Source organism: Nitrospira sp. BLG_2 (genome assembly GCF_049222245.1).
In genome coordinates, this window is sequence record NZ_JBLYIG010000068.1 from 1 (window position 1) to 13,076 (window position 13,076).

Below are 13,076 nucleotides of genomic sequence, written 5' to 3' on the forward strand. Positions count from 1 at the left end.
TGCCGATGACGCAATCGTCCTGGACCAAGCCCTGAAAGGTTACGTCAAAGTCAGCGGGGTAACCGGCAACCTCAACAGCATCGGTTCGGACACGCTCAACAATCTCATGACGCTCTGGGCCGAAGGATTTCGCAAGCAATACCCGACTGTCAAAATTCAAATCGAAGGCAAGGGATCAAGCACCGCACCTCCTGCTCTAATCGAGGGGACAGCCCAATTGGGGCCGATGTCTCGGGCGATGAAAAACACCGAGATCGATGCCTTTGAAAGAAAGTTCAGATATAAGCCCGCCGCATTTCCTGTCGCCATTGACGCACTTGCCGTCTATGTCAACAAAGATAACTCAGTTCAAGGACTCACCATGACGCAGGTCGATGCGATCTTTTCCAAGACGCGCCGACGTGGCGCTCCGGAAAACATGGAACGATGGGGTCAACTTGGTATCACAGACGAAGTGGGGGCTTCTCCGATCAGTATATATGGCCGTAACTCTGCTTCCGGCACGTATGGATTTTTTAAAGAGTATGCGCTCAAAAATGGCGACTACAAGGACGAGGTCAAAGAGCAGCCGGGCTCTGCATCCGTAGTGCAAGGTATCACGGAGGATCAAGCAGGTATCGGTTACAGTGGTATCGGTTATGTAACATCCGGCGTGCGAGTTCTTCCACTGGCGGAAAAAGAAGGTACACCCTTTGTCGCCCCTACACAGACGAATGCCATGAATGGGTCATATCCCCTTTGGCGGCATCTGTTGATCTACGTCAACAAAGCGCCGAACAAGCCGCTTGATCCGCTCGTGAAGGAATTCATTAAGTTTATTTATAGCAAAGAGGGGCAATCCATAGTCATCAAGGATGGGTTCTTTCCGCTCCCGCAGTCTGTGATCGAAAAGGAATTGGTAAAGGTCGAATAGTGTTCAATTCGGGTGTCGGATACGGGTAGGTCTCTAACCAAGAGGGATCATGATCGCGTGAGACGTGCAAGACTGGAACGGTGGAGTGACAATCTTAAGGTTAGAGTATGAGCGTGCCGCCGCTTACTCCAATACCAGTGCTTCAAGGAGAGCCCTCCCGAAATCAGGGTTCAACACCGACCGCGGCTTTTGTAGAGGGAATGTTCACTCGGCGCCAGATCAGATCAATTGCTGACGGGATCGCCAGCTTCATTATCAAGACTGGTGGCATCAGCATTATCCTGTGCATTCTTGGAATGTGTGCCTTCCTCGTTAAGGAAGTCATCCCGCTCTTTCTTCCGACCCAGGTGACACCGACCGAACCGATTTCTCTTTCTCCCCTTGAGCGTCCAGCGACCGCAGCTCTCATTGGCGTAGACGAATATCAAGAGCTCGCCTATGTATTGCGCGGGGATTCATTGGAGTTTGTCTTCATAGGGGAAGGCCCAGCGGCTATATCACGTATACCTTCACGGGGTTTGTTGCCGGATGGATCTGTCACGGCGTTAGCACGGGCGTTGGGGAAGGGGCACAATCTTGCCATGGGGACGGAAGACGGACGTATCATTCCGGTGGCGATAGAGTTTACGCAGGACTTCCAAGGCAGCGAACGCTCAATCGCTCCATCTGTTAGGATCGGAACTCCGATTGCTGCTACGCCGACTCCGCAACCAATCACTGAGTTGGCCTATCAGAGCACGGACTCGGAGGTGCGGATGGCCGCCCTGCTCCAAGACCAGCATCTCTGGCTGACGACAAACCGAACCGTCTCCCTCCCCGATGGAACCATCGCTGCTTCCGCTACACAGGTCGATCTGACGTCCAGCATCCCGGATCGTGTGACGGCGTTCACGCTCGCGAGTCGTGCCGACATTCTTTTGGTCGGAACAGAAGAGGGAAAATTATATCAGTTCGATATTCGGGAAGCGGCACATCCTACTCTAGCAGAGACGGTCCAGGTTTCCGAAAAGGACAAGGCCGTAACGGCGCTTGCCTACTTGATGGGGGACCGGAGCGTCGTGGTTGGCACCGCCTCGGGACAGGTTTCTGTATGGACGCCGGTCCGGGAGCATCCGGGAACCAATCTGACCCGCATGATGGCTATCCATCGGTTCGCTTCTCACAAGAGCGCCGTCACCGACATCACTATTTCACAACGTGATAAAGGATTTATCACCGCCGATACTGGAGGAGGAATCCGGCTCCACCATTCGACTTCTGAACAAACGTTGCTTGTTCTCACTCCACAGCAGGGAGCGCTTCGAAATACCTATTTTTCTCCGAAGGCCGACGGCTTGGTGAGCCTAACCGAGGACAATCGACTGATCCATTACCATATTGCGAATCCCTATCCTGAAATCACCTTAGCGACGTTGTTTTTGCCAGTGATGTATGAGGGCTATGAACAACCGAAACTGGTGTGGCAGTCCTCAAGCGGCTCAGACGACTTTGAGGCCAAGTTTAGCTTGACGCCGCTCATCTTTGGGACGATTAAAGGCACCTTCTATGCTGTGCTTCTAGCGGTGCCGTTGGCTATATTAGCCGCGATCTACACCGCCATGTTCATGCATCCTGATTATCGAGCCAAAATCAAGCCGACGATTGAAATCATGGCGGCATTACCCACGGTGGTCCTCGGATTTCTGGCCGGACTTTGGTTTGCCCCGGTTCTGGAGCGGAATTTTCCGGCGATGACTGGGATGATGCTGGTGATTCCGTTGGCCATCCTCATTGCTGCCCTGCTGTATGTGATGGTGCCAACCTCCCTTCGGCATCGAATCCGGCCTGGTGTCGAGGCATTACTCATGATGCCGGTCATCATTGCCGTTGTCTGGGGGTGCCTGGCGACGAATGCCTGGTGGGAATCCTTCTTATTCGATGGTCACTATAAGTCGTGGCTTCAGACCCATCTGGGCCTAAATTATGACCAGCGGAATGCCATCGTTGTCGGTGTCGCCATGGGGTTCGCCATCATTCCCATCATTTACAGTATCTCGGAAGAGGCTCTGACAAATGTTCCTAAGAATCTCATCGCCGGCTCCTTGGCGCTTGGCGCCACGCGCTGGCAGACGCTGGTGTATCTCGTCCTTATCTCTGCCAGTCCGGGCATCTTCTCGGCATTGATGATCGGGCTGGGTCGGGCGGTGGGAGAGACCATGATCGTCCTGATGGCGACCGGTAATACACCCATTATGGACTGGAGTATTTTCAACGGTTTTCGAACACTCTCCGCGAATATCGCGGTCGAAATTCCTGAAGCGCCGCATGGGGGAACCCTGTATCGGACGCTCTTTCTTGCGGCGCTGCTTCTCTTTGTGGCGACTTTTCTGCTTAACACGGTCGCGGAACTGATTCGACAGCGGCTCAGGGAGAAATATAGTCAATTCTAGACAAACGAGTTTTCGTAAACCCAGGTTCCGGACCTGATTGAGGACCTATTGTCGTGCGTCAGATACGGCTCTCCCGGAGAAGAGAGATTCAATGAAAAAGTGGGTCAGGCAATTCATGGCAAGTGGAGAGCTTTTCATTTGGGCCTGTGGGGCGGGGCTTTCTCTTTCGTTGCTCATGATCGCCGGACTTCTGCTGCTCATCCTCATCAATGGGTTTGGATATTTCTGGCCGTCTGACCTCGTCGAATTGTCCCTGAAGGATGGAAAACACCTAATCGGGCAGTTGGCAGGCGAAGAAGTGAGTCCGAAAGGAATTCCCCGAATACGGATGAAGATCGGCAATCGTGATGTATACGGGCTTGACTATCGGTGGATCGACACCGACCAAATCGTCGAACGAGCCGCACCGGCCGATCTCGTGATGGTGGAACGGCGCGAGTGGGGCAATTTTTATGGTCGTCTCCGGACGCTCGTCAAGGAAGATCAACCAGTCATCGAGGGCGGAGAAGCGGTCTGGAGATCTCTCCCGGCTCTCCTTCGCCAGGCAGAATCGAGTGAGGCGGAGAGTCCATACACGCTGCTCGTCGCCGATGCCAATGGCAAAGAAAAGTCCATTGGAGTGGGTCAAATCTTGCGGGTCTTGCGCCCCAACGACCTTTCGACTTTGGAAAAGCTCTGGGTGTATATCGGCAACGTTTGGATGGTGCTGACGGCTGAGCCACGCGAAGCCAATACAGAAGGAGGAATCTTCCCGGCAATTTTTGGTACGGTCATGATGGTGATCATCATGAGCTTCGTCGTGACTCCCTTCGGCGTGATCGGGGCTTTATACCTGAGGGAATATGCTCGCCAGGGGGTCATCGTGCGAACGGTTCGTATTGCCGTCAATAATCTCGCCGGCGTGCCCTCGATCGTCTTCGGCGTGTTTGGTTTGGGGTTCTTCGTTTATGGCGTCGGCGGTACGATCGATGCCCTGTGGTTTCCCGATCGGCTGCCGACCCCGACATTCGGCACAGGTGGCATCTTATGGGCCTCACTCACATTGGCGCTTTTGACCGTTCCCGTCGTCATTGTCGCAACGGAGGAGGGACTGGCAGCCGTGCCGCGAGAATACCGGGAAGGGTCGATTGGTTTGGGCGCGACCAAGTGGGAAACAATATGGCAAGTGGTGCTTCCCACGGCACTTCCTGGCATTCTGACCGGCCTGATCCTTGCCATGGCTCGCGCCGCCGGAGAGGTCGCTCCGTTGATGCTGACAGGTGTGGTGAAATTGGCTCCCGCCATGCCGATCGATGGGACCTGGCCTTTCCTGCATTTGGACAGAAAGTTCATGCACCTGGGCTTTCATATTTACGATGTGGGATTTCAATCGCCGAACGTCGAGGCGGCCAAACCCATGGTCTATGTAACCACATTGGTGTTAATTCTTGTCGTCGTGACACTTAATCTCACGGGTGTCGTTTTGCGAAATCGAATGAGGAGGAAATATGCTGGATCAGCAGTATGACGTGAAGTCCAGTATTCCAACCCTGCCACCGGCTGTTTCCTCATTGGAGATGGAGAGCATGGATTATCATGATTCTAGCCTGCAGCCTCAGGCCAGTCCTTCGGGGAAACCAAAGCTCCGGATACAGGGCTTTAACTTCTATTATGGACCGGTCCAAGCCCTGTTTAAAATCGACATGGATATTCCCGAAAACCAAGTGACGGCGTTCATTGGGCCGTCCGGGTGCGGGAAATCCACATTACTACGCTGCATGAACCGCCTTAATGATCTCATCGAGGGAGCTCGACATGAGGGGAATATCCTTATTGATAACGTGGATATTTTCAATCCCATGATCGACATCACGGACCTTCGAAAACGAGTAGGAATGGTCTTTCAAAAATCCAACCCCTTCCCGAAATCAATCCATGAAAATGTGGCATACGGCCCGCGGTTGCAAGGATTGAAGAACCGGACAATGTTGGAAGAGATCGTCGAAAGAAGTCTCCGAGGGGCGGGCCTTTGGGAGGAAGTGAAGGATCGACTTCACAAGAGCGCACTCGGTTTGTCGGGAGGTCAGCAGCAGCGGCTCTGCATTGCACGAGCTCTCGCCGTCAAGCCGGACGTCCTCCTGATGGATGAACCCTGCTCTGCGCTCGACCCGATCGCCACCGGGATTATCGAAGAATTGCTGTTTTCCCTGAAGAAGGAGTTGACCGTCGTCATTGTGACGCACAACATGCAGCAAGCCGCGCGGGTGTCGGATTGCACGGCGTTCATGTACCTCGGGCAATTGATCGAATTCGGCCTCACGAAACAGCTGTTTACGAATCCTTCGAAGAAGCAGACGGAAGACTACATCACTGGACGATTCGGGTGACACGATGGTTCAACAACGACATTTCGACGACGAACTTGCGGAATTAAAAGGGAAGTTACTGCAAATGGCCGGTCTTGCCGAAGATCAGATCGACAAGGCTTTGGCGTCTCTGATTACACGCGACGCCGCTCTGGCTTGCCGAGTAATCGAACGGGACCACAAAGTCAACGCAATGGACGTGGAAATCGACGAGGCCTGTATCGAGTTGCTGGCGCTCCATCAGCCCGCTGCACATGACTTGCGCTTGGTAACGACAGCGATGAAGCTTTCCACCGAGCTCGAGCGCATCAGCGACCTAGCCGAGAGTATCTGCGAGCGCGCAATTGAATTGAACGAAGAGCCCCAGCTCAAACCTTATATCGACATTCCAAGGATGGGGAGCCTCGCGCGGGTGATGGTGAAGGAAAGTATTGATGCCTTCGTCAAAGAGGATGCCAAGTTGGCTAGAAAAGTAATCGTAGATGATGATTTCGTCGATGATTTGATGGAACAATTGTTCAGAGAGCTGCTCTCGTTTATGATGGAAAACCCACACACGATTTCCCGCGCTATTCGATTGAGCTTTATCGCAAAGTCTCTAGAGCGAGTGGCCGACCATGCGACCAACATCGCCGAGCTGGTGGTCTACCTGGTGGAAGGCAAGATTATTCGACACACCTCACCCACGGTTCCGTCTTAACACCCTGATTCATCCCTTCCGGGGCGTGCATATGACCAGAAGCATGAATGCCCGTTTGTTTGAAATGACCCTCTCCCTGTGTTAGCATCCACCGCATGGGTGCCACCACCTCGGCGAAGCGGAGAGAAACCCGCCGTGCCGCGCCTCCCTCTCCACATATTCAGCGCGAAGTGATCGGCGTCATCTTGATCGCGCTGAGCTTGCTCATGCTTTTGAGCCTTCTGTCATTCGTGCCCGGGGAGGCGGAAATCGTGGCGGACGGTGCATCGGGTACCAACCCGCCTCGAAATCTGATCGGTTCATTCGGCGCTCTGTTGGCCGGCGCTTTTTTTTATGGCATCGGTGGAGCGGCCTATCTCTTTCCCGTGCTGCTGGGACGGTTGGGATTCCGCTGTTTCTCTCAGGTCCCGGTGAGCCTCAGGCTGCGAACAGCCGCCAGTTCCCTCGCCGCAGTCTTCTTTTTGAGTGCCTTCCTGCATCTTGAAACGGTGGGGATTCCGACGCTGACCAGCGGGATGATTTCCCGAGGGATGGCCGGTGGCGTCGTCGGCCAGACCATCGCCGAGGGACTCCGTGCCGTCTTTGCCGGAACCGGGGCCCATATTCTGATTATTGCGGGATTTCTTGTGTCTCTCCTCCTAACAACGCCGCTGTCATTGGCTGAAGCTGTGCGTCGGATGCCGGAACGTTGGGCCACTCTCCGTGAAGGAGTGGCCGCGGTGATGCCAGAGCGATCGATTGAAGTTCAAAAGGAAACCAGCACTCGACGGTCACGGGCTAGGTCATCGAGGTCAACCGATGTCATTCTGGAGGATGAGTCAGTTGCTGAACGGATCGAGGAGTCGGAGCCGACCTCGACACCACGGACGCCAGTCATCCAGCCATTCCCTGTTACAACCCCAACACTGGAGACACAAACGACTGAGCCGGAAGCGGTTGTTCCGACGGCTGAGCCCGGGGACTATCTGCTGCCTGACCCGGAGGTGTTGTTAAGCGATCCCTCCGGACCGATGGATCGGATGTCGGATGAAGAGTTAAAAGCACAGTCCGAGGTCTTGTCACGGGCATTGATGAGTTTCGGCATTGATGGCATTGTGACGGAAGTGAGGCCAGGTCCTGTCGTGACGATGTACGAATTTGAGCCTGCGCCCGGCACGAAAGTGGCCCGCATTGTGAATTTGGCTGATGACCTTGCGTTGGCGCTCAAGGCGACGAGTTTACGGATCGTGGCGCCGTTGCCGGGGAAATCGGTGGTCGGGATCGAGGTGCCGAACCGGTCGCGAGAGACGGTCTCGCTGAAAGAGGTCGTCATGAGCGATGCCTTTCGCCGAGCAAAATCTCGACTGACACTGGCGTTGGGCAAGGATATCTTCGGTGCCCCGATGACGGCCGATCTGAAGACGATGCCGCATCTCTTGGTAGCCGGTGCGACCGGTGCCGGGAAGAGCGTCAGTTTGAATACGATGTTGCTCAGTCTCCTCTTTTCCGCCAAGCCGAGTGAAGTGAAACTCTTGCTTATCGACCCCAAGATGCTCGAGTTTCAATCGTATGAGGGCATTCCCCATCTGTTGCGACCGGTTATTACGGAGCCAAAATCCGCCGCGAGAGGCCTGGGGTGGGTCGTTGCTGAAATGGAGCGGCGGTACAAGCTGCTGGCTGAGGCCGGCGTGCGGAATATCGATGCGTACAATCGAAAAGTCGCCGGTCTGCATGAGATGCTTGCCGAAAGCAATCCAGCGGGCGTCGAGCAGACAGAGCTTCCGATGCGGTTTCTCTCAGAAGAAGAGCGGCTCTCTGCCGGTGAAACATCGATCGCCGAGGGCGAGCGTGGTTGCATGCAGCCGAAACCGACGCCGCCGGAACCGTTGCCTTTTATCGTCGTCATGATCGACGAGTTGGCGGATCTGATGATGGTTGCTCCAAAGGATGTGGAGGACAAGATCGCGCGACTCGCACAGATGGCACGGGCTTCCGGCATTCATCTGGTGCTGGCCACTCAACGCCCATCCGTCGATGTGCTGACCGGCTTGATCAAAGCGAATTTTCCGGCACGGATCGCGTTCCAAGTATCTTCGAAGACCGACTCACGAACCATTCTCGATGCGAACGGGGCGGAAGCTCTACTCGGCCGAGGCGATATGCTGTACCTGGCCTCCGGCACCGGCCGCCTTGCGCGTCTGCACGGATCCTTTGTATCGGACGACGACGTCCGCTCGGTGGTGGAGTATGTAAAAAAGCAAGCGTCTCCCATCTATAATCAAGAACTGCAGTCGCTCAAGTTGGAAGAGGCGGCGGAAGAAGAGGCAAAAGATGAAGTGTACGAGCAGGCCAAGGACCTGGTGCTGTCGACCGGACAAGCTTCAGCTTCGTTGATTCAGCGGCGGCTGCGAGTCGGTTATCCTCGTGCGGCGCGCATGATCGAACAGATGGAATCGGAAGGTATCGTGGGCGCGGCAGGACGTGATGGGCGTCGAGAGGTGCTTGGTCGGCGCGGCCCGGTCGGCGCGGCGGAGGCATGATGCGTTGGTGGCTTGCCACTCCATTGAGTATCCTGCTCATTTTGCCCGCCTGGGCGGCTGATGGGCCGATTGATGAAAAGGCGTTACGGGAAGTCCGCGAAACCGTCAAACAACTGCAAGCGCGATACGAGAAAACGAAGGATATGCAGGCCGACTTTTCTCAGAAAACCAAGATTGAGGGGTTTGAGCGGCCTGTGACATCTGCCGGCAAGGTGTATATCAAAAAGCCAGGCCGTTTACGGTGGGACTATTTGGATCCAGCCACCGAACAAATCTATGTGAACCAGGACGATGTGAGGGTGTACGTTCCCGAACATAAGCAGGTTCTGGTCGGGAAACTGACGCAGATGGCTGCATCCAAAGCGCCATTGGAACTGTTGCAGGGGGCGGCCAAACTGGATGAGTCGTTTGAGATTGAACCTACCGCCGGAAAAGATCGGGGAATCGGGGGTACTCCGCTTATTACACTGATTCCTAAAGTCAAAGCGCAGGAATCCACCCAAAATCTTCAGAAAATCATCGTCGGGGTCTTTCCTAAAACCTACTTTATCCGCACGGTGTCACTCCATGAGATCAGCGGCAACGTCACCGTCTTTGAATTTTCGAACTTGGAACCAAACCTAGGACTAGGTAATGAGGTGTTCGACTTTAAGACGCCGTCGGATGCGGAAGTCGTCAGGGCTCCGGTGTTGAACGGGCCCTAGCCTCCAGACGAGCGCGCATCTGTGAAGGGTCACGTTGTAAACTGTGGCAGAAGAGAGAATGCCTCACAATGCCTAACGAATGACAGTTGACTAGGCTTATGGAGTGATGTGGACATGACAGCCGAAACGGGAACCGTGGTTGAAGCCGTTGATCAAGCGGTAGCAGGGTTGGATTTCGACCGACTTCACAAAGAGTATTGGGAGCAAAATGAGTTCCTGGTGATCAGACAATTCTTATCCCGTGCGTTCGTCGCCGAAGTGTTCGTTCCACAGGCGCATGGCGTGAAAGCGGACCTCAATCGGAACTACATTCCCGGCCACAAGAAAGGTGGGAGCGTCAGTTATTATACCGTGCGAGAAAAGGCTCCCAGGTTTCTTGACCTCTACCGCTCTGAGTCGTTCCGGACGTTCCTGGACCGGCTCGTGGGAGCGAAGTTGATGTTCTGTCCGGACAACGATCCTCATTCCTGCGCCCTCTACTACTACACCGAACCGGGAGATCACATTGGGTTTCACTACGATACGTCATACTATAAGGGTGCTCGCTACACGATCTTGATGGGTCTTGTTGATCGGTCAACCCAGTGCAAGTTGGTGTGCGAGCTTTTCAAGGACCACCCCACCAAGCAGCCGCGCCATCTTGAGCTGATCACCGAACCAGGCGATATGGTGATTTTCAACGGTGACAAGCTCTGGCATGCGGTCACGCCTCTTGGAGAAGGTGAAGAGCGGATTGCGCTCACGATGGAGTACGTCACCAATCCGGAGATGGGCACGGTCAAGCGGCTTTATTCAAACCTCAAAGATTCCTTCGGCTATTTCGGCTTCGCAACGGTCTTTAAGCGGGCGCTGGGCTTGAACCGATCGAAGTGATGAAAATTCGCTTCGACTTTATCGCCGGTTCCGATTCACCTCACCCTCAAGACGACGACGTGCCGATCGCCCGGTGAAGTATCCCGCATAACTCTTCTCTCTTCCACGGTTTGGCCAAGCGAGCATATGGCCGCAGAGGCCCCAGATCCCTATTTGAAGCCGTTAAGATGATCACGGGGAGTGAAGGATGAGAAACTTGGAGTTTCTCCAAAATCGAGCAGCCATCTCCGTCCGGCAATTCGAGATCAAGGAGGACTGCATTGTAAATATTCTGCTCTATGCATGAGAAAGCCTGACGACAGGTCTGTACACAGTCCACATGGAATCCTTCGAATTCCAGCAAGTCGTGCAACGCCATTGTGATATCGGGATCATCCTCGACAACCAATACGGAACGCGTCGTTCTCAGATCGATCTTGGGATTCGTATTGGGACCCAGTTCTTGAGCCGGATCTAACGCGCGCTGCGGACGATGTGTCTCACCATCCAGGGAAGAGAAGGTTGCCTGAATCGGCCAACTCGGTTTCACGGTATCGATATGAGCGTCATCAGGTCGGGCTGCGCCTCTTCCCAAATGAGGAACAACACCGGTTGCAACGACGAGCTGCAACGGTGCTGTTCTGGATGGACATGATCCCAAGAGGACATCACCTGGTAGGGAGGGGGAAACTTCCCACAACATGAGTAACCGCCAGTTCCATACCATCATGCTCCATCTTATTCAGTGGGTCCTAAACGAAATAAATGCTCAGGCTCTTGTTGATACATCAAGCAATGTCCATGCCATGATGGGTAATAGTGGACGAGGCTCGATGTAGTTGAATTGAATCGAATATAACGAAAGCAAGGATTTGTTTGCGTCCGAGACTGTATCGAACTGATACAGCGGAACTGTCTCGAGGCCTATCTCAAGGTCCCTGCAAGACTATTGATGCAGATGTTTCATGGCAGCGGCGCAGAGGACGATGAAGAAGCCCATCCAGAGGGCGGCGCGTTGGAAGGGGATGGCTTCATACGACTCTCCCTCATCGGCCTCATCGTCTGACTTGAAAATGACCGTATAGAGGAACAGCGTGAGGAGGCCCAGCACGAGGAGAAGTTTGATCATGAAGACCATGAGGTATTTGGAATGGTGCTGTATGCCTGTACCTGTTTGAGAAGTAATGACTTGATTAACGTAGTGAAGGTTCACGCCGCCGGTGAAGAGGAGGACGACCAACAACATGCCGGCGACCTTCTTATAGTGCCGGTAAAAAATATCCGTGATGGGCTTGATTTGATTCTTTGGAACGGCCTGCTGTAACCCCGGCGTGACCGCCATGACGAGGAACGCCAAGCCTCCGATCCAAATGATTGCCGAGAGCAGATGAAACCAGTGATTGACGATCGGAATGAGGATGTTGAGATCGGTCGTAATGCTCTGAAGGGTATCCATATCCTAAGACCCGTTAATCGCGAACCGTTCAGCGTGAATCGAGAGAAACTGAACAGTGGAACATGCCTCCGATTGATACGATTGACGATGAACGGTTAACGTTCAAATTTGAAAACCGGTGCATCATTGCCGAATCGCTTCTTGCGAAGTTCCTCCATCAATTCGACGGTGATGAGCTGCACGTTGTTTTCTCGAGCGTGTTTCTCCACGCCTTTTTTGACCATGGCGCGTAAGAAGTAAGGGATACGGCTCAATCTCAGCGCAGACGCTTCGTCCCATGTGACATCGGTCTCTTCCGAAACATTGAAGGCCACCTTGATCTTCTCGCCACCTTTCGGGGTGTAGAGGCACCACTGATCTTCGTCCAGCCAGTCGCCGTGATCGACATAAGGACGGGCGCGGCAACCACCGCAGATGTCGCTATATTCGCAGTCGCCGCACTTTCCTTTGAGCTGAGGATAGCGGAATGAATTGAAGACATCGGATCGTTCCCAGAGATCGACGAAGCTCTGTTGGCGGAGATTCCCCGCCGATAGCGGCATGTAGGGACAAGGTGTCAACTCGCCGTTCGGCGTCACTCGGGCGTAATTGGTGCCTGCAAGGCACCCGCCTCCCATGTATCCTGTGGCTTTGGTGATCGGAGAATTGGGATCCTTTTCATAGGCCAATCGTTTGAAGTGCGGAGCGCAACGGGCCCTGACCAGCATGCCTTTGTAATTATCCTGGCACTCAATGAGGTATCCAAGTACCTCTTCATACTGAGCGGGGGTGATATCCGTCAGCTCTTCACCACGTCCGGTGCAAACCATAAAGAACACATTCAATACGCGGGCGCCGAGTCGGTGCGCCCAGTCGACAACCTCAGGCAGTTCCGTATAGTTCATCGGCTGAGCGCTGAAATGCACCTGGAATTGGAGGCCATTTCGCTTGCTAGCTTCAATGCCGGCGACCGCCACTTCCCAGGCCCCCGGTACTCCACGAAAGGCGTCGTGCTTGGATGCCTGCAAGGAATCAATACTGATGCCCACGCCCATCACACCGATCTCGACAAGAGTCTTGGCCAGTTGGTCATTGATCAGCATCCCGTTTGTCCCAAAGACCACCATAAAGCCGAGTTTAACCGCGTAACGAGCGATGTCGAGGATGTCAGGTCTCACG

At 54.1% G+C, this 13,076-nt stretch carries 10 protein-coding genes and 1 pseudogene; 8 read left to right on the plus strand and 3 right to left on the minus strand.

Features of this window, described 5'->3' with window-relative positions; genetic code table 11:
- The 8 genes and pseudogenes from ACOSYY_RS01830 to ACOSYY_RS01865 form a co-directional block, all read left to right on the plus strand.
- Positions 1-913 (plus strand): PstS family phosphate ABC transporter substrate-binding protein (locus tag ACOSYY_RS01830; protein WP_421660561.1); only part of this gene is annotated, 913 nt, incomplete at its 5' end.
- 107 nt (positions 914-1,020) lie between these two features.
- Entirely contained in the window at positions 1,021-3,342 is a 2,322-nt protein-coding gene (locus ACOSYY_RS01835; protein WP_421660562.1) for an ABC transporter permease subunit, read from the plus strand.
- Between the two features lie 91 nt (positions 3,343-3,433).
- Positions 3,434-4,849, plus strand: coding sequence for a phosphate ABC transporter permease PstA (pstA, locus tag ACOSYY_RS01840; protein WP_421660563.1), 1,416 nt, complete (start codon positions 3,434-3,436; stop codon positions 4,847-4,849).
- 115 nt (positions 4,850-4,964) lie between these two features.
- A pseudogene (pstB, locus tag ACOSYY_RS01845) lies at positions 4,965-5,708 on the plus strand (phosphate ABC transporter ATP-binding protein PstB); the annotation flags it as partial.
- A gap of 4 nt (positions 5,709-5,712) precedes the next feature.
- Positions 5,713-6,387, plus strand: a complete 675-nt coding sequence (phoU, locus tag ACOSYY_RS01850; protein WP_421660564.1) for a phosphate signaling complex protein PhoU — start codon at positions 5,713-5,715, stop codon at positions 6,385-6,387.
- Between the two features lie 95 nt (positions 6,388-6,482).
- Complete coding sequence (locus ACOSYY_RS01855) at positions 6,483-8,906, plus strand: FtsK/SpoIIIE family DNA translocase (protein WP_421660565.1); 2,424 nt, start codon at positions 6,483-6,485, stop codon at positions 8,904-8,906.
- Positions 8,903-9,610, plus strand: a complete 708-nt coding sequence (locus ACOSYY_RS01860; protein ID WP_421660566.1) for a LolA family protein — start codon at positions 8,903-8,905, stop codon at positions 9,608-9,610. The genes ACOSYY_RS01855 and ACOSYY_RS01860 overlap by 4 nt, the downstream gene beginning before the upstream one ends.
- 114 nt (positions 9,611-9,724) lie before the next feature.
- Positions 9,725-10,483 (plus strand): phytanoyl-CoA dioxygenase family protein, encoded by a 759-nt coding sequence (locus ACOSYY_RS01865; protein WP_421660567.1) that lies wholly within the window; start codon positions 9,725-9,727, stop codon positions 10,481-10,483.
- A 46-nt stretch (positions 10,484-10,529) separates the two neighbouring features.
- On the opposite strand, the gene ACOSYY_RS01870 is transcribed toward ACOSYY_RS01865, so the two are convergent.
- From ACOSYY_RS01870 to ACOSYY_RS01880, 3 genes are all read right to left on the minus strand, one after another.
- Positions 10,530-11,192, minus strand: a complete 663-nt coding sequence (locus tag ACOSYY_RS01870) for a response regulator (RefSeq protein ID WP_421660568.1) — start codon at positions 11,190-11,192, stop codon at positions 10,530-10,532.
- Between the two features lie 216 nt (positions 11,193-11,408).
- Positions 11,409-11,918, minus strand: a complete 510-nt coding sequence (locus tag ACOSYY_RS01875; RefSeq protein WP_421660569.1) for a hypothetical protein — start codon at positions 11,916-11,918, stop codon at positions 11,409-11,411.
- A 95-nt stretch (positions 11,919-12,013) separates the two neighbouring features.
- Positions 12,014-13,076, minus strand: a 1,063-nt coding sequence (locus tag ACOSYY_RS01880; RefSeq protein ID WP_421660570.1) for an SPASM domain-containing protein, incomplete at its 5' end; no start/stop codon positions are given.

What these genes read in the sequence shown, in the direction of transcription:
- ACOSYY_RS01835 (WP_421660562.1), top strand. Translation starts at nt 1,021, where the DNA reads ATGAGCGTGCCGCCGCTTACTCCAATACCAGTGCTTCAAGGAGAGCCC.
- pstA (WP_421660563.1), top strand. Translation starts at nt 3,434, where the DNA reads ATGAAAAAGTGGGTCAGGCAATTCATGGCAAGTGGAGAGCTTTTCATT.
- phoU (WP_421660564.1), top strand. Translation starts at nt 5,713, where the DNA reads ATGGTTCAACAACGACATTTCGACGACGAACTTGCGGAATTAAAAGGG.
- ACOSYY_RS01855 (WP_421660565.1), top strand. Translation starts at nt 6,483, where the DNA reads ATGGGTGCCACCACCTCGGCGAAGCGGAGAGAAACCCGCCGTGCCGCG.
- ACOSYY_RS01860 (WP_421660566.1), top strand. Translation starts at nt 8,903, where the DNA reads ATGATGCGTTGGTGGCTTGCCACTCCATTGAGTATCCTGCTCATTTTG.
- ACOSYY_RS01865 (WP_421660567.1), top strand. Translation starts at nt 9,725, where the DNA reads ATGACAGCCGAAACGGGAACCGTGGTTGAAGCCGTTGATCAAGCGGTA.
- ACOSYY_RS01870 (WP_421660568.1), bottom strand. Translation starts at nt 11,192, where the DNA reads ATGATGGTATGGAACTGGCGGTTACTCATGTTGTGGGAAGTTTCCCCC.
- ACOSYY_RS01875 (WP_421660569.1), bottom strand. Translation starts at nt 11,918, where the DNA reads ATGGATACCCTTCAGAGCATTACGACCGATCTCAACATCCTCATTCCG.